Here is a 20,799-nt window from a genome sequence, read left to right on the forward strand (position 1 = left end):
CCCCGCCCGGCGGCGTCTGCCGGTGGTTGCGGTCAGACCACAGCGGGCTGCGCCTCGACGGCCAGGGCGAGCGAGCCGAGCAGCGCGGCGTCCTGCGCGAAGTCCGACAGCACGATCTCCGGCGGGTACGGCAGCGTGTGGTTGAGCCGTTCGGTCAGCAGCTCCCGCACCAGGTCGTTGCCGGCGACGCTGCCGACCAGCACGATCCGCTGCGGGTCGAGCAGGAGGCAGCACGTCACCAGCTGGCGGGCCAGTTCGTCCACCCGGAGGCGGAGCTGCTCGCGTACCGGGCCGGGCTGCTCGGCGGCCGCGCACAGGCCGGCCGCCCGGCCGTCCACCCCGAGCCGCTGCGCCAGCTCGTCGAGGGCCCGGCCGGAGAATGTCGCCTCCAGCATCGGTTCCAGGCGGGGCGGCCAGCTGAGGTCGGTCAGTCCGTAGGCGATCTCGCCGGACGCGCCGTGGCGACCGGGCAGCACCTCGCCGTTGACGGTGACCGCCGCGGCCACCCCGGTCCCCAGCCCGACGACCAGTCCCGGGTCGGCGTCGCGCAGCGCGCCGAGCCGCAGCTCGGCGTGCGCGGCGGCCTTCAGGTCGTTCACCACCCGCACGTGCGTCAGGTTCAGGTGGGCGCGGACCGCGTCGGCCAGCCGCAGCCGCTCCCAGCCGGGGACGTTCGGCGCCAGCTCGATGCCGTCGTCGTGCACGATGCCGGGTGAGGCGATGCCGGCCGCGACGATGGTGCCGCCGGTCTGCTCGGCGAGGTCGCGCGCCCGGTCCAGCGCCCGGGTGAGGGCCTGCGGCGCGCCCTGCTCGGCGTTCGTGGGCAGGCGCTCGGAGACGAGCAGCCGGCCGTCGGTGTCACCCACGCCGATGGCCATCTTGGTGCCGCCGAAGTCGATGCCGAGCAGGCGCGGATTTGCCGGTCGTTCCATGGTGATGTCAGATCGCCCTTCGGGCCGTCGGTCCAGATCACGTGGTCGCCGCGACACGACGTCCGCGACCACGGCCAGCGGCGTCGGCCGGCCCGTCACTGGCCTGCCCTCGCCGTGACCGCCTCGGCGAGAGCCGCGTCGGCACGGGTCAGCCGGTCGCGCAACGCCTGCGCCCGCTCCTGCACCGCGTCGAGCATTGTAGACAGTCGTCCGACCTGGTCCCGGACGGCCGTCTCGCCGGGCCCGTCGGCCTGGGCCCGGCGCAGCACGAGTTCGGGGCGGACGGCGGCGGCCAGCAGGTCCCGTACCGCGGCGTCGTCGAGCGTCAGGCCGAGGTCGGCCGCGGTGGACCGGACCAGCTCCCCGGTCCAGGTGGCCGGAGCGCCGCCGCGTACCAGCCGGCCGAGCAGCGAGTGGGCGCCCCGGAACGGCACGCCGTGGCGGGCCAGCGCGTCGGCCGCCGCGGTGGTGGTGGCGCCGGAGGCGACGATCTCCTCACCGGACGGCGGGCGCAGCGGGTCAAGCTTCTCGATCAGGCCGCCGAGCAGCGAGAAGAACCGGTACGCCCGGTCGTCGCCGTCCCAGAGCCGGGCCTGCACGTCGGTGGTGGCGTTGTTGGAGTCCTCCCACCAGGCCGCGCCGACGTTGTTCAGCACGCTCGCCGCGTCGGCCGCCGAGGCGCCCGCCATCGAGACGAGGTGCTCCAGCACCACCGGGTTGCGCTTCTGCGGCATGATGCTGCTGCCCTGGGTGAACTCGCCGGGCGTGACCACCCAGCCCCAGCTCAGCCAGTCCATCAGCGTGCGGGCCAGCCGGGCGCCGGTGGCGAGCGCCTGCGCGTTGAGCGTGGCGACCCGGACGAGGTGGTCGGCGCCGGCCACCGCCTCGTACGAGTTGACGATGAGCTGGTCGAAGCCGAGCAGGTCGGCCAGTCGGCGGGGCGAGATGTCCAGGTCGGTGCCGGCGAAGGCGCAGGAGCCCAGCGGCGAGCGGTTCATCTCGTCCAGCAGGTCGGCGTACGCGGCGGCCTCACCGGCGAGCGCCTCGGCGTAGCCGGCGAAGACGTGCCCGATGCTGGTCGGCTGGGCCGGGCGGCGGTGCGTGTAGCCGGTGATCACCACGTCGGCGTGCCGGTCCGCGCGGTCCAGCACGGTACGGCCGGTGGCCAGCAGCGCGTCGAGCACCTGGAGCAGCTGGTCGCGCAGCACCATCCGGAACACGCCGGCGTCGAGGTCGTTGCGGCTGCGCGCGAGCTGCACGCTCAGTTGCGACACCTCGATGCCGGCCGCGGCGGCGAGCCGCTTCTCCAGCGTGTAGTAGACGTCCTCGACGCTGCCGTCGTACTCCAGTTCCTCCGGCCGGTCGCCGGTGAGGGCGACCAGGCCTCGCAGCATCGTCGCGGCGGCCTCGTCGGAGATCAGTCCCTGCTCGGCGAGCATCACGACGTGGGCCTTGCTGGCCGTGACCATCGCCGGGTAGAGGTGGGCGACGTGGTGGTCGAACACGACGCGCAGATGGTGCTGTTGGTAGACGGTCAGTGACGGGCTCATGGTGGCCTCCCGAGGTGGTGCGTTGTCGTGCGGCGTGCCGCGCGTGGTCATCCGGTCGTCCGGTCCGGCCGGTCGGCGCCGGGCGGCCCGGGCAGCGGCGCGGCCAGCCACGCCTCGACCAGCTGGCGCAGGCGGGTGCCGGCGGTGACGCGGATCCGGTCGCCGGCCTCCCGGCCGGCCAGCGAGACGTGGCCCGACCAGCCCTGCCAGGGATCCGGCCGCGACTCCACCAGCACGTACGGGTACGGGGTGGGCAGTTTCGGTTTCGGCGGCAGGTCCGGCGCCGCGTCCAGGCGCACCGCGTCCGGGTCGAAGCCGAGCACCGCGGAGCTCTCGTACGCGCCGCCGTGTCCCCGGGCCGGCAGCTCACCGAACATCTCGGTGGTCTCGTCCGGGCCGACGAGCTGGAACCAGTTCACCAGCATCATGCTGGCCCGGTGCCGCCCGGACACCCACTCCATCGCGGCGCGGACGGTCGACATGTTGGCGTCGTGCCCGTTGACCACGAGCACCCGGGTGAAGCCCGCCTCGACGATGCCGGCGAGCACGTCGGCGAGGTAGCCGACGGCGATCTCCGGCCGCAGCGCCACGGTGCCCGGCCACTGCCGGGTCTGGCCCGGGCAGGCGGCGTACGGCGTGGCCGGGAACAGCACCGCCCGGGCGGACCCGGTGGCCAGTTCCCCGGCGAAGCCCTCGGCCAGGATCAGGTCGGTGCCGATCGGCAGGTGCGGACCGTGCCACTCGACCGCGCCGACCGGCAGCACCGCCAGGTCGGCCGCCTCGGTCACGGCGGCGAACGCGTGCCCGGGCACCCGGGTGACCGGGAGCAGCCCTCCCCCGGTCCGCCACCGCTCGATCAGTTCGTCCACTGCTCGGCCCTCCGGGTCGCGGTGCGGCTGCTCTCCAGCCGCCCGGAGAACCACATCACCACGAAGATGAGCAGCACCTGGAGCATGCCGTAGGCGGCCGCGGTGCCCAGCTCGAAGCTGTACATCCGGTTGTTGATGGCGACCGAGATCGGCACCGTCGACGAGGTGTAGATGAGCACCGAGGCGACGAACTCGCCGACACCGTGCACGAACGCCAGCAACGCGCCGGCGAGCACGCCGGGCAGCATCAGCCGCACGGTGATCGTGTAGAACGCGCGCAGCCAGGAGGCGCCCAGGTTGCGCGCCGCGTCCTCCAGCGACGGGTCGATCAGCGCCAGCGTCGCGGAGCTGGACCGGAACACGATCGGCAGGAACCGCACGAAGTAGGCAAGCGGCAGGATCCAGAACGTGCCGACCAGCACCTGCCCGAAGCTGAAGGCGTTGCCGGTGCTGAACGCCGAGATCAGGTTGATCGCCACGACGGTGCCGGGCAGCGCCCAGGCGATCATCACGGCCACGTCGAGCAGGCCGCGCCCGACGAACGTCAGCCGCCGCACCGCGTACGCGACGAGCACGCCGATGACCACGCAGCCCACGACCGCGAGGAGGCTCATCTGCACCGAGTTGAGGATCGGCTGGAACGCCTTGGGGTCGGTGAAGATGGTGACGAAGTTCTCGAAGGTGTACGTCGGCGGCAGCACCTCGGTGGTCCAGGACCGGTCCTCGGAGAACGCGACGAGCGCGATCGCGCCGACCGGGGCGAGCAGGACCAGCGTGGCCAGCACCGAGGCGAGCGGGGCCAGCCAGCGGCCGATCGGGTTGGTGATCTCCCGCCGGACCGCCGAGACGCCCTTGGACTGGGACTGGTAGTTACGCCGCCCCTCGTACCAGCGCATGCTCAGCAGGAAGATGATCGAGACGATGCCGAGCACGGAGGCGTACGCGGAGGCCATCGGCAGGTCGCCGTTGGTGCGGTTGATGTAGATCTGCATCGTCATGGTCTGGCTGACGTTGAACAGCAGCGGCGCGGTGTAGGACGCCAGCGACGTCATGAAGACCAGCAGCGACGCCGAGATCAGCGCCGGGGTGAGCATCGGCAGCAGGACGGTGCGCCACACGCGTACCCGGCCCGCGCCGAGGTTGTACGCCGCCTCCTCGACCGACGGGTCCATGCCGGCCAGCGCCGCCGAGGCGGCCAGGAAGAAGAACGGGTACATGGTGAACGTGTGCACCACCAGCACGCCGGCGATGCCGTCGAAGGCAAGGACCGGCTTGTCGGTGCCGAGCAGCGCCTGGAGGCCGCGCGGCACGATGCCGATGTTGCTGTAGAGCAACTGGAAGGACACGGCGCCGATCAGCGGCGGCAGCGCCGCCGGCACCAGGATGAACGCCTCGATGAGCCGCCGGCCGCGGAAGTGGAACCGCTTGAGCAGGAACGCCATCGCCACGCCGACGACGCCGCAGAGCAGCACGCTCGCGGCCGAGATGAACAGCGAGGTGAACAGCGACTCGCGGGCCACCCCGGAGGAGGAGAGGAACTGGAGGTAGTTGTCGCTGCCGTTGGCGCTGACGCTCTCCCGGAAGGTGGCGAACATCGGCTGGACGACGAAGCCCCAGAGCACCAGGACCAGCGGCAGCACCAGCAGGTAGGGGAACCATCGGGAGTTCGCCCCGCCGGCCAGGCGCCGGCCGAGGGCCGCCGCCCAGCCGGGGGCGGTCGGGGTCGCAGCGGTCACGGCTTGACCACCCAGAGCCGCTCCGGTGTGAGCCGCAGGCCCACGACGTCGCCGAGCGCGATGCCGGCGGGCGCGTCGACCAGGGCGGCCATCACGTCGTCGCCGTCGACGTCGACGGTCACGTGGGTGGCCATGCCGGTGAACTCGACGTGGCTGACCCGGCCGCGCATGGCCGCAGTCTCGTCGTCGCCGCCGAGCGCGATGTGCTCGGGGCGCGCGGAGACCAGCGCGGTGTCGCCCTCGGCGAGACCGTGTCCGGTGGGCGCGCCGATCTCGATGGTGGCGCCGCCGGGCAGGCGTACCCGGACGCGCTGCTCCGTCGCGCCGGTCACCGGCAGGCTCAGCACGTTGCTGCGTCCGATGAACCGGGCCACGAACGCGTTCGCGGGCTGGTAGTAGACCTCGTGCGGGGTGCCGACCTGCTGGACCCGGCCGGACTCCATCACGGCGATCCGGTCCGACATCGCCATCGCCTCGGCCTGGTCGTGCGTGACGTAGATCGAGGTGGTGCCGCTCTCCCGCTGGATGCGCCGGATCTCGGCGCGGGTCTCCTCGCGCAGCTTCGCGTCGAGGTTCGACAGCGGCTCGTCGAGCAGCATGGTGCGGGGACGGATGACCAGGGCCCGCGCCAGCGCGACGCGCTGCTGCTGGCCGCCGGAGAGCGCGTCGATGCGACGGTCGCCGTACCCGGCGAGGTGCACCTGGGCGAGCGCCTCGGTGACCCGGCGGGCCTGCTCGGCGCGGGAGACCCGGCGGACCTTGAGCCCGTACGCGACGTTCTGCGCCACAGTCATGTGCGGGAACAGGGCGTAGTTCTGGAACACCATGCCGGTGTCCCGCTTGTTCGGCGTCCAGTGGGTGACGTCGTCGTCGCCGAAGTGGATGTGACCGGACGTCGGGAAGTAGAAGCCGGCCACCATGCGCAGCGTCGTCGTCTTGCCACAACCGCTCGGTCCGAGCAGCGTGAAGAACTCGCCGGCTCCGATGGTGACGGTGACGTCATCGACCGCCGCGGAGTCGCTCGACTTGGCGAAGCGCTTACTGACCGCCGTCAGTCGGACATCGATCATTTCGTGGGTCCTTCCAGGACGAAGCCGGGCCGTGCCGAGGCACGGCCCGGTTCCGAGCGTCTTAGCCCTTACCCTTGATCTGGGCGTTCCAGTGGGTGATCCAGGCGGTCTCGTTCTTGCCGATCACGTTCCAGTCGACGTCCATCGGCTTGAGGTCGAGCTTGGTCAGCCACTCGGGCTTCTCGGCGATGTCGACGGCGGGGATCTGGAAGTAGTCCTTGGCCAGGCTGGCCCGCAGCGAGTCGTCGAACAGGAACTCGAGGAACTTCTTCGCGCCCTCGCTGTTGCCGCCCTTGACCGCCGCGACGCCGTCGACGAGCACCGGCGCGCCGGAGGCCGGCATCACGTAGCCGAAGGGCATCTTCTCGTTGGCCTGCAGCAGGATGTCCTGGAGGTTCCAGGCGCTGACCACGCCCTGCTCACGCGACATCTTCAGGTAGAGGTCGCTGGGGTTGGCGGCGTACTCGACGGTGTTGGCGTCGAGCTTGCGCAGCCAGTCGTAGCCGGGCTGCGGGTTGGACCCGTCGGCCGTGAAGCGCTGGATCATCGAGGCGTAGATCGAGCGCATGGTGCCGGAGGCGGCCACGTCCCGGATGATGATCTTGTCTTTCCACTTCGGGTCGACCAGGTCGTCCCAGTCCTTCGGCGCGGTCTCCGGGGTCAGCGCCTTGTTGTTGTACATGATGACCTCGGGCAGCAGGATCTCGCCGAACCAGCGGCCCTCGGCGTCCTTGTACCGCGCGTCGATCTTCGAGGCGAAGGACGGCTGCCAGGACTCCAGCAGGCCCTCCGACGCGCCGGCGGCGAGGCCCTGCTGGGTGCCGCCCCACCAGACCGACGCCTGCGGGTTGGCCTTCTCGGCGCGGACCCGCTCGAGCACCTCCTGGGCGCCCATGTTGAGCACCTCGACCTTGCCCTTGTACTCGGGGTTCTTGGCCGTGAACTGCTCGACGACGTAGTCGGTGACCGACTTGTCGCGGGCGCTGTAGATGACGACCTTCTCGGCCGACGCGGAGCCGGAGGAGCCGGTGTCCTTGTCGTCGTCGCTGCTGCCGCACGCGCTGACGGCAAGCAGTGCGCTGAACGCGACGGCCAGGGCCAAACGACGTTTCATTGGTACCTCCATTTTGCGGGGGAACTATCGGAAGCGGGGAAAGTCGGTGTGCGATCCCGTCCCGGGACCGGGGTGTGCCGCATCGCGCCGCGACCGGCCGTCCGGCGTACGGACGCGGTCGCCGCGAGGACGGCGGTGACGATGGGGTGGGTGTGGTGTCGGGGCCGGGGTCAGGGGTAGTCGGGGGCCGGGGTCGGGTGGTGGTCAGGGAAGCGAGGGTCGGGGCACCGCGGCCGAGAGCGCGTAGCTGATCGCTCCGTGCAGCACGGCCTGGTCGCCCAGGGTGGCGCGGCGCACCTCGGTGGGGGCCGGCGTCCGGGCGGAGACGAGGGCCTGGAGCTGGTCCAGGGCCGCGTCGTCGAGTTCCGCGGCGGCGCCGCTGAGCAGCACCAGCCCCGGATCGACCACGCAGGCACAGGAGAGGATGAGCCCGGCCCAGGCGCCGAGCACCTCGTCGAGGTAGTCGCGGGCCGGCGCCGAGGTCGCGGCGAGCCGGCTCAGCTCCCGCACCGGCGACTCGGGCCGGCGGCCCGGGTTGAGCGCGACCACCCGCTCCGCTATGGCGTTCACCGACCACTGGGCCTCGAACTCGCCCACACCGGTGTAGCGGCGCTCGGTCGCGCCGCCCAGCGGCAGGAAGCCGACCTCGCCCGCGGCCCCGCTGGCGCCGCGGCGGACCTTGCCGTCGAGCACGAGCCCGGCGCCGATGCCGTCGGCAACGTGGATCAGCAGCAGGTTGGCCACGTCCGCGCCGGCGCCGGCGACGCACTCGCCGGCGGCCATGAGGTTGACGTCGTTGTCGACGACCACCGGTACGCCGAGCCGCCGCTGCACCGACTCGCCGATCGGCCACGCCTCGACCAGTCCGACCGACGGCGCGAGGCGTACCGCGCCGTTGCTGGACACCCCGGGCACCGCGATCGCGACGCCGCGAAGCGACGGCAGGTTGTCGCCGACCAGGTCGAGCACGAACTCGCAGACGGTCTCCACCACGTCCGCGCCGAGACGCGCGACGCGGTGCGCGATGACCGCGCCCTCGCTGTCGGCGATCTCGCAGCTGATCCGGGGCGGCTCCAGCGACACCGCCGCGACGAGCTCGGCGCGGGGGTTGAACTCGAGCATCTCCCGGGGCCGGCCGGTGGTGGGCGCGCCAGGGCCGCGTTCGATGAGGTAGCCCTCGGCGACCAGCTCCCGCACGAGCGCGGTCACGGTGGCCGCCGAGAGGCCGGTCATCTCGGCGAGGTCCACCCGGGACAGCCGTCGGGCCTGCCGGGCGGCCAAGATCACCGAGAGACGCTTGATCTCACGGGACCGCTCACGGCTGACCGGGCTGGTCGGGGCTTTGTCAGACACGCTTTCTTCCTAGTGAGAAAAAAGTGTGGCGTCAAGTAACGAGATGATCTCGACGCTCCGACCAGGAAATTTTTGGGAAGCCGCAAGCCGGGCGGGCCGGGGCCACCCCGACATGGCGCGCAAAATTGGGCCCTCGCGTCCACATTGGCCCCGCAAACCCGGACAAAGTATTTCCCGCGCCTGCTGCCGCTTCGACACACAGACCGCTGAGCTGGGCGGATCGTTTCTTCGAATAAGGAAGAAAGTCGGCGAGGGCTATTGACGACACCTCCGCAAGATCCCTAGGTTACGGCCCGAAGGCCTTCCGGTGGATCGACCCGTTCCCACCGTCTGCACCGCTCACGCCGTGACGGTGCGCGTAACCACCATCCCGTTGTCGAGCACCACGACCAGTGAGGACGCGTGGTCCTCAGTGGACAGCTGTCCGTGTCACGGACCCGACGCGAGCCACCGGGTCAGCCGGCCCGCGCCGGGTCCGTGACCGTCCCCCAGCCGCAGCACTCCCGCTTCGAGACGAAGAGGTATGCCCATGAGATGGCGCACCAGCGCGGCGATCGCCATGTGCGGTCTGCTGTCGTTGGGCCTGGCCACTCCGGCCCAGGCCAACCCCCAGAACGCAGCACCGAAGAAGTCCGACAAGCCCGTCGACCTGGACATCATGTTCATCGGCGCCCACCCGGACGACGAGGCCGGCCAGCTCGGCATGCTCGGATACTGGAACGAGTATCACGGCATGAAGGCGGGCGTCATCACCACCACCCGCGGCGAGGGCGGCGGCAACGCCACCGGTCTCGAAGAGGGCCCGGAGCTCGGCATCCTGCGGGAGGCCGAGGAGCGCAAGGCCGTCGGCTGGGCCGGCGTCGAGCACATCTACAACCTGGACGCGCTCGACTTCTGGTACACCGCCAGCGCCCCGCTGACCGAGGAGGTCTGGGGCCACCAGGAGACGCTGTCCCGGATCGTGCGGGTCCTGCGGACCACCAAGCCCGAGGTCATCCTCACGATGAACCCGTCGGCGACGCAGGGCAACCACGGCAACCACCAGAAGGCGGCCATGCTGGCCGTGGAGGCCTTCTACGCGGCGGCCGACCCGAAGGCGTTCCCGGACCAGATCAAGAAGGAGGGCCTCGCGCCCTGGCGGGTCTCCCGCATCTTCCAGACCGGCGGCAGCGGCACCGCCAGCAACGGCCCCGCCTGCGAGACCACGTTCACGCCGGCCGAGGCCAGCAACGTCGTCTTCGGCACCTGGCAGGGCTACGAGTCGGCGCGCCACGACGGCAACCGGTGGAACACGGTCCAGACCTGGGCCCGCCGGGAGTACGTGTCGCAGGGCTGGGGCAACAGCTCCTTCCCGACCACCAACCCCGACGCCATCGGCTGCAACCGGCTGACGCTGATCGACACCCGCACCCCGTACCCGGACCCGAACGTCGGCGCCGGCACGGGCGCGCTCCAGGGCGCCACCGTGCGCGCCCCGGGCGGCCTGCCGCTGGGCACCGAGGTCCATGTGCGTCCGCGCACCTGGGAGGCCGTCGCGGGCCAGCCCATCAAGGTGGACACCGTCCTGTACGCCGAGAAGGCCATCCCGGGCGCCAAGGTCACCCTGAACGTGCCGGCCGGCTGGACGGTCAGCGGCAACGGCGAGGTCGGCACGCTGACCCCGCGTAAGCAGGTCGTGAAGACCTTCACCGTCACGCCGCCCGCGCAGGTCGAGGTGGGCACCCGCTTCAAGCTCGACGCCACGCTGACCAGCAAGAAGGACGGCAGCGGCACCAGCAGCGCCCGGGTTCAGGGCACCGCGCCGGTGCGCGGCACGCTGGAGCCGCTGGAGGAGATCGCCGACTTCCGCGCGTGGGCCGTGCGGAACAAGACCCAGCAGCTCGACGCGCTCATCGAGTCCCTGCTGAACATCCCCAGCGGTGGCACCCGCAGCGTCAAGGTCAACCTGACCAACCACGGCACCCGCGTCGAGTCCGGCGCGGTCAAGCTGAACGTCCCCGCCGGCTTCTCGGTGGCCGAGCAGCAGGTGCCGTACAGCGGGCTGCAGCCGGGCGCCAGCACCTCGGTGACGTTCACCGTCACCAACACCGACACGTCGCTGCCGACGGCCAACCGGGCGCCGGACAACGGCGCCTACCGGGTGCAGATCGAGACCAGCTACACCGGGGGCAGCGCCAGCGAGCCCGGCGCGTTCAACCTGGTCCCGGTCACCACGATCCCGAAGGCCACCACCGCGCCGACTGTGGACGGGCACGCCCACGACCACGAGTACACCGGCGAGGTCATCGACATCTCCACCCGCTGGGAGGGCACCGCCGCCCCGGCGTCGGACATCTCCGGCACCGCCCAGCTGACCCACACCGACGACGCCCTGTACGCCCTCTTCACCATCACCGACGACGTGCTCGGCACCGTCCTGCCGCCGGAGGACTGCAAGCGTCCGCGGCGTAACGACAACATCGAGTTCGGCATCGACCCGCGCGGCAACTCGGCGAACACCTCCACCGTGTTCAACATGGCGCTCTTCCCGGCCACGAACGACCCGGCCAACGGGAACCCGCCGTGCTTCGCCCGGGAGCGGGACAACCACCAGGGCGGCCCGGAGACCGCGCCGGGTGTGGAGATCGCCTCCGTCGTGACCAGCAACCCGTACACGGGGTACCGGATCGAGGTCAAGATCCCGTTCAGCGTGCTGCCGGACACCATCGACCCGAACCGGATGGGCCTGAACATCCTGGTCAACGACTCGGACACGCAGGACCTGACCGCGCAGACCCGGGTCGGCTGGTCGACCTGGAGCGGCGTACGGGCCGACCCGTGGCGCTGGGGCAACGCGACGCTGCCGGACCTGGCGGCGAAGCCGTCGGCGCCGAAGGCTCCGATCATGCCGGACACCGCGGCGCTGAGTGTCGACTCGCCGCAGACCCTCCTGCAGTCCGTCTCGGACGGGGTGGCGCCCGGCGGCTACGCCAAGCTGCCGGACGACACCGTGAAGATCAAGAAGGTCACCCACACCGCGAACAAGGTGTCGGTCCAGCTCCAGGTGAAGAAGGCGGGCACCGCCCGGGCCTTCGTCTGGGACGGCACCCGGGTCGTGGCGCAGGCCAAGGCCGACCTGCGCAAGGAGGGCACGCTCGTCCTGCCGGTGACCGGGTCGCTTCCGGCCGGCACCTCGCTGCTCGTCTCGTACGAGCACGACGGCGCCACCACCGCTTCGGCGAAGACGCTGAGCTGACCGGACGGTGAGCGCGTCGACCTGACGCGTGCGCCGCGATGGGCCGGGCCGGCAGGCCCGGCCCATCGTGCCGTCGTACTACCCGGACCGTGAGCCGATCGGCGGACCGGCGCCGATCGCGGCCGGCGCCTCGGCCGGCTCTCGCCACCAGCGGCGTGACGCCAGCGCGGCCAGCCCGGCCCCGGCGGCGTTGAGCAGGACGTCGTCGACCGAGGAGACCCGGTCCAGCCGCAGGACGTACTGCGCCACCTCGACCACTACCGAGCAGCCGGCGGCGAGCGCCAGGATCCGCGGCACCGATGCCAGCGCCGCGAACCGCAGCGGGGCGAAGAACCCGAGCGCCGCGAAGACCAGCAGGTTGCCGACGATCTGGACCGTCACCGTCAGCGGCCCGCTCGCGAGGACGGTGAGCAGGTCCCGCAGCGGCACCAGGCTCACCCGGCCGGGGACGGCACCGGCCCGCTCCCCCGGCAGCATGATCATCCAGACCCAGGGCGCGGTCCCGTAGACGATGCCCACCTCGGCCACCGACCTGCGCCATACCGCCGCCCCGGCGCCGCGCCGGCGGGCCAGGAGCCACACCGCGAGCGCGGCGGCCGGCAACGCGGCCACCGTGACGAGCACGACCCCGGTGATCGTGCCGAACCAGCCGTGCCATCCCGCGACCACGCCACCTCCACCTCCGTCCGGCCGGCGGCCGTCCGGGTGCCATCCTGCCTCCCGCCGCGCGTCGTCGTCAGCGAGCACCGGCCGGTCCCGTCGAGTACGCGGGGAGCCCGGCCGGCACGCCCCCGGTCCTCACCCGTCGGCGCGGGCCGCCGGCGGCGTGGCCATCCGGTGATTCTGGCCGGGCACCCGGAAGTGGTGGAACGTGACGGTGGCGCTGAGATCGAGCGCGTGCACCCAGTGCCACCACCCGACCGGCACCAGCAGCATCTGCCCCGGTTCGAGCACGGTCTCCAGCACCGTCGCCTCGGCGTACCGGGGATGGCGGTCGAAGTCCGGCCGCGCCGCGTCCACCGCGCTGAACGTCCCGCCGCGGGGGTGGACCAGATGCCGCTGGTACGACGGCACCAGCCGGACGTGCTTGCGGCCGAGCACCTGGCAGAGCAGCACCGTGCTGTTGTCCACGTGCAGCGGCGTCACGGTGCCCGCCGGTCCCAGCAGCAGGTGGCCGCCGCCGGCCGGGTCGACGAGGTGCGCGGGCGGCCGCACGTCGGCGGCGAGCGCCCGCAGCGCCCCGTTCCAGTTCTCGTTGCGGGGCACCATGTAGTAGTCGTTCGTCCGCGCGCCGGAGCCGAGCATCGCCAGGTAGTCGACGAAGGCCATGGTGGTGCGGTGCCTGTCGTACTGCCAGGCGTGGTCGGGGTTCGCCTCCCGGCCGGTCATCACCTCGACGACCGCGTCCGGGCAGCTCCGGGCCATCCGGTCCAGTGTCCAGTCCAGCGCCGGCCAGTCCGCCATCAGGCCGTCGAGCACGACCGGCCGGTTGCCGTAGTAGTAACGGCCGAAGAACTCCTCGGCGGTGATGTCGGCCCGGCGCTCCAGGACGCGGCCCCCGTCGTCGTCGCGCAGCACCCGGTAGGTGTCCAGCACCGACTCCATCCAGTCGTAGCGCAGCGCGAGCCGCCGGCAGACGGCGAAGTACGGATGGTCGGCGAGCGCCGCCAGCTCGGCGTCGACGGCGTCGGCGTCCGCGCCGCCGGCCACGGCCGCCGCCCGGGCCTGCCCGGCGGCGACTCCCATCGCCAGGTTCTCGGCGAGCCACTCCCGCCAGACGGGGAGCAGGCCCGGCGCGGCGGCCACGGTCACCGGGTGGCCTCGACGGACGGAGCGGCCGGCGCGGACGGCCGTAGTGCCAGCACCACGGCGTCGACGCGGCCGTCGGTGGGCGGCGGGGTGAGCCGGGGCGCCCGGGTGTACTCGGAGCAGTTGACGTAGGAATTCTTGACGTGGGCCGGGATGTGGTCCGGCGTGGTTTCGGTCATGCCGGGCAGTCAAGTGGAGAGGCGTCCCGGTCCGCCAGGGACGCCGATCCCGTCCGGCCCGGGACGCCGCCACCACGCCGCACGGCCGATCCCCGGTCCCGTCCCGGCCGGGACATCCGCCCCCGGCCGCCGGGACACCCCCGCCCGGCCCGCCATCCGGCTCACTCCGTTCAGGTGGTCCCCGGCGCCGTGCGTCCTGACACAGTGGACCCGACATGCGTGACGACTTCCGTACCCGGAGGGCGGTGGCCTGGGCGGTCCTCGCCGCCACCGGCGTGCTCACCCTCGGCGCGGTCGCCGGCTGGGCGGTGGCGACTCCCCCGTTCACCGCCACGCAGCTCTACTCGCTCGTCGACCTGCTCGACGGCGTCGTCTACGGCGCGGTGGCGTGGCTGATCCTGAGTCGCCGGCGCAGCGGCGGCCGGCTTCCGGGGTGGATCGCCACCGCGACAGCGCTCGGCGGCGCGCTCGCCGCGTGCTGCGGCCAGTGGCAGCTCGCCGTCGGCGGGCCCGCGCTGTTGACCGCCCTGCACCACTGGGCCTGGGTGCCGGGCCTCTACTCGCTCGTCGTGGTCATGCCCTGGCTGCTGCCGGAGCGGCCACCCGGCCGGCTCGAGCGGATCGCCGTCGCGGCCGGCCTCGGGTACGTGGCGCTGACGGTGGCCGTCCTCGTCACCGCGCCGCCTCCGGTGGGCGTGGTGCCGCTGACGCCGGAACTGCGCGAGGCACGCGCCGCGCTGCTGCTACAGCTGTCGCCCGTGCTGCCGTACGCGCTGGTCGTGCTCGGCGTGCTGGCCGCCGCCGGCGTCGCGTGGCGGTGGCGGCGCGGGGAGCCCACACGGCGCAACGGCCTCGGCTGGGTGACCGCGGGCAGCGCGCTGCTCACCCTGGCCTTCCTGACCACGCTCCTGCCGCCGGCGGTGGCGCCGCCGACCGCGCCCGCGCTGCTGATGCTCGCCTCCCAGGCGTTCTTCCCCGCCGCGGTGGCAGTGGTGGTGCTGCGCCAGCAGTTGTGGGGAATGCGGCTGGCCGTGCGGCGCACCCTGGTCTGGTACCTGATGACCGCCATGGTGATCGCCGCCTACTGCGTGGCGGTCGCGTTTCTCGACCGGCTGCTGCCGCGGGCCGTGCCGCTGCCGCAGCTGCTGGTCACCGGCGCGATCGCGGCCGCGTTCCAGCCGGTCCGCGCGCTCGTGCAGCGACGGGTGGACGGCCTCGTGCACGGTGAGGCGCCCGAACTCCTGCTGCACCGCGTGGTGCGCAGCGGCGGCAGCACGAGCGACATCGGCGCGGCGGTGGCCACCGCGCTACGGCTGGCCGACGTGCTGATCACCGAGGACGAGGCGCAGCCGCCGCCGCGTGAGGGCGGCCCGCCGGTCACCGTGCCGCTGCTGCGGGGCGACCGGCTCGTCGGCCACCTGCACGCCTGGCCCCGGCCCGGCGAGCTGCTCGACGAGCGGGCCGGCGAGGCGCTCGCCGTGCTCGCCCCGGTGGTCGCCGCGATGGTGGAGCTGGTCGGCACCAACCGGGATCTGGCCCGGTCGCGGCAACGGCTGGCGGAGGTACGCGACGAGGAGCGCCGCTCCCTGCGCCGGGACCTGCACGACGGCCTCGGGCCGGCGCTCAGCGGCATCGGACTGGGCCTGGCGGCCACCCGCAACCTGCTGCGCCGCGACCCGGACCGGGCCGAGGAGCTGCTGGACCGGTTGACCGAGGAGCTGACCGCCCGGGCTGCGGAGGTGCGGGAGATGGCACACGGACTGCTGCCTCCGGTGCTCGCCGACGGCGGGCTGCGCCCCGCCCTGGACGTGCTGCGCGCGCAGTACGCGCGGGCCGGGCTGCGGATCGTGATGCGGGCTCCCGCCTCGCTGGACCCGCTGCCGGAGCCGGTCGCCACCGCCGCGTACGGCGTCACCGCCGAGGCGGTGCGCAACGTGCACCGGCACGCCGGTGTGGACACCTGCACCGTGTCGCTGGACCGGCGGCCGGACCTGCTCCGGGTCACCGTCACCGACGAGGGCCGGGGGGTGGCCGCCGGGCCGGTCCGCCCGGGCGTGGGCCTACACGCCATGCGGGAACGGGCGCAGGCGGTCGGCGCGACGCTGACCGTCGGACCGGCCGCCTCCCGTGGCACCACCGTCTGCCTGACCGTCCCCCTGGAGCGCCGGTGACCGACCGCCCGATCCGCGTCGTCGTGGTGGACGACCACCCGGTCTTCCGGCTCGGCATGAGCGCGCTGCTGGACACCCTCGACGGCATCGAGTGCGTCGGCGAGGCCGCCGACGCGACCGGGGCCGGGACGCTCGTCGACCGGGCCCGGCCCGACGTGGTGCTGATGGACCTGCATCTCGGTCAGGGATCCGGGATCGAGGCCACCCGCGCGCTGAGCCGGGCGCACCCGGAGGTCCGGGTGCTGGTGGTGACCATGCTCAACGACGACGCCTCACTCGTCGCCGCGGTACGTGCCGGAGCGCGTGGTTACGTGCTCAAGGGCGCGTCGGCCGCGGACGTGGAACGGGGCATCAGGGGCGTGGCCGGCGGGGATCTGGTCCTCGGCGGTCCGCTCGCCGACCGCGCGGCCGCCCTGCTGGGCGCCCGCGCCGACGGCCCGTTCCCGGAGCTGACCGAACGGGAACGTGAGGTGCTGGACCTGCTCGCCCGGGGCCTGTCGAACCCGCTCATCGCACACCGGCTCGGGCTGAGCGCCAAGACGGTGCGCAACAACGTCTCCGCCATTCTGGTGAAACTCCGCCTCGGCAGCCGCGCCGAGGCGATAGCCCGGGCGCGCGACCACGGTATCGGTGTGCCGAACGCCCCGGAACTGCCTCCGTCCCGGGCCCGCTGACCGGCGGGCCGCGCAGTTCCGCTTTCCGATCCCGGGCGATTCCGCACCGGTGCCGGGTGCCGATTCCCGCGCACCTGACCAGGCCGGGAGCGGATCGGTAAAGAGCAGCACGCGCGAGGAATCAAAGCCTTCCCTAACGAAGGCAAGGCTCATCTTCGCCGAGCCCGGACACCACACGGAAACGGCGGTTAACCGCCACCGGCCCCGTATTCCGTTGTTAGGGTGAGCATGTCCGAACTGGCGGCCGACGGGTTTGCGAACCGGCCGCTCGGCAAATACCAGATGGCGTTCGAGCACCACGAGGCCGGCCTTTCCGTTCCGCCGGCCCGCATGACTTGGAGGCACCATGAAGACGCTGTTGCAGTCTCCGCCGGTACGTGAGTGCGCCGCCACCGCGTGCAGCTTCAACGACAACGGCTGTCACGCTCCCGCGATCACCGTCGCGGCGTCCGCCGACGCGGCCTCCTGCGCGACCTTCGTCGAGTCGTCGCTCAGCGGCGGGATCGCTGAGGTCACCGGCGCGGTGGGCGCGTGCGCGCGGGCCGAGTGCGTGTTCAACACCAACCTCGCGTGCACGGCCGAGTCGATCACGGTCGGGCCGGGCGCCACGGTCAGCGACTGCCTGACCTACCAGCCCGCCTGACGAATCCGGACACCGCGCTCGTACGGGTCACGACGGTCACCGTCGTGACCCGTACCGCGTGTGCGGCACCCGACCCGCCGTTGCACAGGTAAGCCTTACCTACTACCGTCTGACCTGGGCCGACATCACCCTTCCTGGCCAAGGAGACAGACATGGCGTTGCACCCCGCCGGGCGCCCGGCCCTGCCGGCCGGCGTCGCCCCGCTCATCGTGGGGCCGTCGGCGGTCACCGCCACGCCTCGCGACGCCGTCGCCGCCCGGTGCGTGCTGAGCGCCGCCTCCTCGCTGCGGCTCACGCTCGGCGACACCACAGCCGATCTCCTCCGCGCCCACGTCGTCCTCCCCGACGGCACGATCGTCCTGGCTGTCGACGCGATGAGCCGCACCGGTGGCCTGCTGGTCGCCGCGCGCGGCCACGGCGGCGCGGTACGCCTCGACGTGACCGACCTCGCCCCGGTCGCCGTACGCTCCCGGGTGCGGGCCCGGCTGCGGGTCCTCGGCACCGTCCGCCGCTTCGACCCGGCAGTCCTCGACGCCTGCGATCCGGTCACCGTCATGTCGCTGCTCGACCTGCCCCCGGTGGCGTTGTGGGCGATCGAGCCGGACGAGATCGTCCTCGACCGGGCCGCCGCTCCCGTCGCGGTGGACCCCGGCGCGTACCTCGCCGCCCGGCCGGACCCGATCGCCGTCGACGAGGCCGCCCACCTCGCGCACCTGGCCCGCTGCCACGGCGACGTCCTCGACCGGCTCGCCGCGCTCGTCGACCCCGCCGTCAGCACCGGCGCGACCCGGATCGTCCCGGTCGCGCTCGACACCGGCGGCATCGTGCTGCGCGCGGAGCGGGCGGACGGTCACGCCGACACCCGGCTGCCCTTCACCCGCCCGGTCACCTCGGGCACCGGCCTGGCCGAGGCGCTGCGGACGCTGCTCGCCCGCTAGCGGGCGAGGTGTGCGACGGTGACGGCGAGGCGGCGGGGCACGGCCGGGGGGCTTGCACGTTGATTAGATACCTGTCAACCTAGAGGCATGTCGAATCAGCAGCCGCCGATCCCCTTCGTCGACCTCGACGCCGACCCGTCGTGCTGCCCCTCACTGGCGCAGCGCCGGGTCCCGGCCGAGACGGCTGCGGTCCTCGCACCCGCCTTCAAGGCCCTCGGCGACCCGGTACGGCTGCAGCTGATGTCGATGATCGCCTCCGCCGAGGCCGGCGAGGTGTGCGTGTGCGACCTGACACCGGCGTTCGACCTGACCGGGCCGACGATCTCCCACCATCTCCGGACGTTGCGCGAGGCGGGCCTGGTCGACGCCGAGCGGCGGGGCACCTGGGTCTACTACCGCCCACGGCCGCAGATCCTGCGCCAGCTCGCCGGCCTGCTGTCGATCGATCCGGCCGCCGCGGCGCAGCGGTAGCCGCTGTGGCGCCGACACCCACAGGAGTACCCATGAGCACCCTCACCGGGGCCGGCCACGCCCCGCCGGTGGCGGCACGCCTGTCGCGCCTGGACCGGTTACTGCCGGTCTGGATCGGCCTGGCCATGGTCGCCGGCCTGCTGCTCGGCCGGATCGTTCCCGGCCTGGACGACGCTCTCGACGCCGTCAAGGTCGGCGGCATCTCCCTGCCCATCGCCCTCGGCCTGCTGATCATGATGTATCCGGTGCTGGCCAAGGTCCGCTACGACCGCCTCGACACCGTCACCGGCGACCGGCGTCTCCTGGTCTCGTCGCTGATCCTCAACTGGATCGTCGGTCCCGCACTCATGTTCGCCTTGGCCTGGGTGTTCCTGGCCGACCAGCCGGAGTACCGCACCGGTCTGATCATCGTCGGCCTGGCCCGCTGCATCGCGATGGTCATCATCTGGAATGACCTGGCCTGCGGCGACCGGGAGGCGGCAGCGGTCCTCGTGGCCATCAACTCGGTGTTCCAGGTCCTCGCCTTCGGCCTGCTCGGCTGGTTCTACCTGTCCGTGCTGCCGGGCTGGCTCGGTCTGGACGGCGCCGCGCTGGAGGTCTCCGGCTGGGACATCGCCGGCAACGTGCTCGTCTTCCTCGGCATCCCACTGCTCGCCGGCTATCTCTCCCGCCGCCTCGGCGAGCGCGCCAGGGGCCGCGACTGGTACGAGCGGCGATTCCTGCCCCGGGTCGGGCCCGTCGCACTGTACGGGCTGCTGTTCACCATCGTCGTTCTGTTCGCTCTGCAGGGCGAGGCCATCACCGACCGGCCGGTCGACGTGGCCCGCATCGCCCTGCCGCTGCTGGCCTACTTCGCCCTCATGTGGGCCGGCTCCTACCTGCTCGGCCGGGCCATCGGCCTGAACTACGAACGCACCACCACGCTGGCGTTCACCGCCGCGGGCAACAACTTCGAACTGGCCATCGCGGTCGCGATCGGCACCTTCGGGATCGCCTCCGGCCAGGCTCTCGCCGGTGTCGTCGGCCCGCTGATCGAGGTCCCGGTTCTCGTCGGCCTGGTCTACGTGTCGCTGTGGGCCCGCACCCGCCTGTTCGCCACGCCGGGAACCCGGCCATGACATACGGAGGCCCGATGAGCGGCAAGCCCAGCGTCCTGTTCGTCTGCGTGCACAACGCCGGCCGGTCCCAGATGGCCGCCGGGTGGCTGCGCCACCTCGCCGGCGACACCGTCGAGGTCCGGTCCGCCGGCAGCGCACCCGCCGACCGGGTCAACCCTGCCGCCGTCGAGGCCATGCGGGAGGTCGGCATCGACATCACCGGTCAGACCCCCCGGCTCCTCCGGTACGAGACGGCGGAGTCCTCGGACGTCATCGTCACCATGGGCTGCGGTGACGCCTGCCCCGTCTTCCCCGGCAAGCGGTACGAGGACTGGAAGCTCGACGACCCCGCAGGCAAGGGCGTCGACGCGGTGCGTCCCATCCGGGACGAGATCCGCACCAGGGTGGAACGGTTGCTCGCCGAGCTGCGCCCCGATGCCTGACACCGCCCGTACGGTCACCCGCCGGCGTCGCACTGACGGTGGTCCGGTCCTGGTTGCACCGGCACGCGGCCGGAGTTGGTGCAACGATGCAGGCGTGGGAACTGCGAAGACTGCCACCCCTGCCATCTCGCCGCTCGCCGGTGAGCCGATCAAGCGCGCCGACGCCGAACGGCTCGCGGGAGTGCTGAAGGCGTTCGCCGATCCGGCCCGGCTACGCCTGCTCAGCCTGATCCAATCCGCTCCGGACGGCGAGGCGTCCGTCAGCGACCTCACCGCGCCGCTCGGTCTCTCCCAGCCGACGGTCAGCCATCACCTCCGGATCCTCACCGAGGCGGGCCTGATCGAGCGGGAGAAGCGGGGTGTGTGGGCGTACTACCGCCTGGTCCCGTCCGCGATCTCGGCGATCGCCGAGTTGTTGACGCCGCCTCGTAAACGGCCGACGAAGAAGGTCCGCTGAGCCGGGGACCGCAGAGCACCAGTACCCCGGCGCCCGCCGGCCCGGCCGCACCACGGCC

At 72.5% G+C, this 20,799-nt stretch carries 19 protein-coding genes; 9 read left to right on the plus strand and 10 right to left on the minus strand.

The genetic code is table 11. The features are described 5' to 3' along the window. Window positions 1-32: 32 nt before the first annotated feature. The 7 genes from ACGFIA_RS06260 to ACGFIA_RS06290 all read right to left on the minus strand — a co-directional run bounded on the left by ACGFIA_RS06260 (window position 33) and on the right by ACGFIA_RS06290 (window position 8,624). Window positions 33-932, minus strand: a complete 900-nt coding sequence (locus ACGFIA_RS06260; RefSeq protein WP_357382837.1) for an ROK family protein — start codon at window positions 930-932, stop codon at window positions 33-35. Window positions 933-1,027: 95 nt separating this feature from the next. Beyond that, a complete protein-coding gene (locus ACGFIA_RS06265) occupies window positions 1,028-2,482 on the minus strand; it encodes an argininosuccinate lyase (RefSeq protein ID WP_393258927.1) in 1,455 nt (484 codons plus the stop codon). Between the two features lie 47 nt (window positions 2,483-2,529). After that, a complete protein-coding gene (locus tag ACGFIA_RS06270) occupies window positions 2,530-3,351 on the minus strand; it encodes a creatininase family protein (RefSeq protein WP_357382833.1) in 822 nt (273 codons plus the stop codon). After that, entirely contained in the window at window positions 3,339-5,087 is a 1,749-nt protein-coding gene (locus ACGFIA_RS06275) for an iron ABC transporter permease (RefSeq protein WP_357382831.1), read from the minus strand. The genes ACGFIA_RS06270 and ACGFIA_RS06275 overlap by 13 nt, the downstream gene beginning before the upstream one ends. Next, window positions 5,084-6,157, minus strand: a complete 1,074-nt coding sequence (locus ACGFIA_RS06280) for an ABC transporter ATP-binding protein (protein WP_357382829.1) — start codon at window positions 6,155-6,157, stop codon at window positions 5,084-5,086. The genes ACGFIA_RS06275 and ACGFIA_RS06280 overlap by 4 nt, the downstream gene beginning before the upstream one ends. Before the next feature lie 61 nt (window positions 6,158-6,218). Further along, window positions 6,219-7,271 carry an extracellular solute-binding protein gene (locus ACGFIA_RS06285; RefSeq protein ID WP_357382827.1) on the minus strand — a complete coding sequence of 351 codons (1,053 nt, stop codon included), beginning with the start codon at window positions 7,269-7,271 and terminating at the stop codon, window positions 6,219-6,221. Between the two features lie 204 nt (window positions 7,272-7,475). Then, window positions 7,476-8,624, minus strand: coding sequence for an ROK family transcriptional regulator (locus ACGFIA_RS06290; RefSeq protein ID WP_357382825.1), 1,149 nt, complete (start codon window positions 8,622-8,624; stop codon window positions 7,476-7,478). Window positions 8,625-9,153: 529 nt separating this feature from the next. Here ACGFIA_RS06290 and ACGFIA_RS06295 point away from each other — a divergent pair. Next, window positions 9,154-11,859 carry a sugar-binding protein gene (locus tag ACGFIA_RS06295; RefSeq protein WP_357382823.1) on the plus strand — a complete coding sequence of 902 codons (2,706 nt, stop codon included), beginning with the start codon at window positions 9,154-9,156 and terminating at the stop codon, window positions 11,857-11,859. Window positions 11,860-11,937: 78 nt separating this feature from the next. Here ACGFIA_RS06295 and ACGFIA_RS06300 read toward each other — a convergent pair whose 3' ends face one another. From ACGFIA_RS06300 to ACGFIA_RS06310, 3 genes are all read right to left on the minus strand, one after another. Beyond that, the gene (locus tag ACGFIA_RS06300; protein ID WP_357382821.1) at window positions 11,938-12,528 is read right to left on the minus strand and encodes a VanZ family protein; all 591 of its coding nucleotides are present in this window, start codon (window positions 12,526-12,528) and stop codon (window positions 11,938-11,940) included. Window positions 12,529-12,657: 129 nt separating this feature from the next. After that, on the minus strand, window positions 12,658-13,671 hold the full coding sequence (locus ACGFIA_RS06305; RefSeq protein WP_357382819.1) for a cupin-like domain-containing protein: 1,014 nt from the start codon (window positions 13,669-13,671) through the stop codon (window positions 12,658-12,660). After that, complete coding sequence (locus tag ACGFIA_RS06310) at window positions 13,668-13,847, minus strand: hypothetical protein (protein ID WP_357382817.1); 180 nt, start codon at window positions 13,845-13,847, stop codon at window positions 13,668-13,670. Before ACGFIA_RS06310 ends, ACGFIA_RS06305 begins: the two co-directional genes overlap by 4 nt. Window positions 13,848-14,062: 215 nt before the next feature. Between ACGFIA_RS06310 and ACGFIA_RS06315 the strand changes: the two genes are divergently transcribed. The 8 genes from ACGFIA_RS06315 (at window position 14,063) to ACGFIA_RS06350 (ending at window position 20,741) form a co-directional block, all read left to right on the plus strand. Next, window positions 14,063-16,018 carry a histidine kinase gene (locus ACGFIA_RS06315; RefSeq protein WP_393258932.1) on the plus strand — a complete coding sequence of 652 codons (1,956 nt, stop codon included), beginning with the start codon at window positions 14,063-14,065 and terminating at the stop codon, window positions 16,016-16,018. Then, entirely contained in the window at window positions 16,015-16,692 is a 678-nt protein-coding gene (locus ACGFIA_RS06320; RefSeq protein WP_357382813.1) for a response regulator transcription factor, read from the plus strand. The genes ACGFIA_RS06315 and ACGFIA_RS06320 overlap by 4 nt, the downstream gene beginning before the upstream one ends. Window positions 16,693-17,038: 346 nt before the next feature. Next, window positions 17,039-17,335: a DUF1540 domain-containing protein gene (locus tag ACGFIA_RS06325; RefSeq protein WP_013286940.1), complete on the plus strand. Its 297-nt coding sequence runs from the start codon at window positions 17,039-17,041 to the stop codon at window positions 17,333-17,335. A 152-nt stretch (window positions 17,336-17,487) separates the two neighbouring features. Next, entirely contained in the window at window positions 17,488-18,273 is a 786-nt protein-coding gene (locus tag ACGFIA_RS06330) for a DUF2470 domain-containing protein (protein WP_357467876.1), read from the plus strand. 87 nt (window positions 18,274-18,360) lie between these two features. Then, the gene (locus tag ACGFIA_RS06335) at window positions 18,361-18,744 is read left to right on the plus strand and encodes a metalloregulator ArsR/SmtB family transcription factor (protein WP_357382808.1); all 384 of its coding nucleotides are present in this window, start codon (window positions 18,361-18,363) and stop codon (window positions 18,742-18,744) included. A gap of 32 nt (window positions 18,745-18,776) precedes the next feature. Further along, window positions 18,777-19,862: an ACR3 family arsenite efflux transporter gene (gene arsB / locus ACGFIA_RS06340; RefSeq protein WP_357382805.1), complete on the plus strand. Its 1,086-nt coding sequence runs from the start codon at window positions 18,777-18,779 to the stop codon at window positions 19,860-19,862. A 14-nt stretch (window positions 19,863-19,876) separates the two neighbouring features. After that, window positions 19,877-20,284, plus strand: coding sequence for an arsenate reductase ArsC (locus tag ACGFIA_RS06345; RefSeq protein ID WP_357382803.1), 408 nt, complete (start codon window positions 19,877-19,879; stop codon window positions 20,282-20,284). 94 nt (window positions 20,285-20,378) lie between these two features. Further along, on the plus strand, window positions 20,379-20,741 hold the full coding sequence (locus ACGFIA_RS06350) for a metalloregulator ArsR/SmtB family transcription factor (protein WP_357382801.1): 363 nt from the start codon (window positions 20,379-20,381) through the stop codon (window positions 20,739-20,741). Window positions 20,742-20,799 lie beyond the last annotated feature (58 nt).

The sequence above is a fragment of the Micromonospora sp. NPDC049203 genome, assembly GCF_043197215.1.
Classification (GTDB): Bacteria; Actinomycetota; Actinomycetes; order Mycobacteriales; family Micromonosporaceae; genus Micromonospora.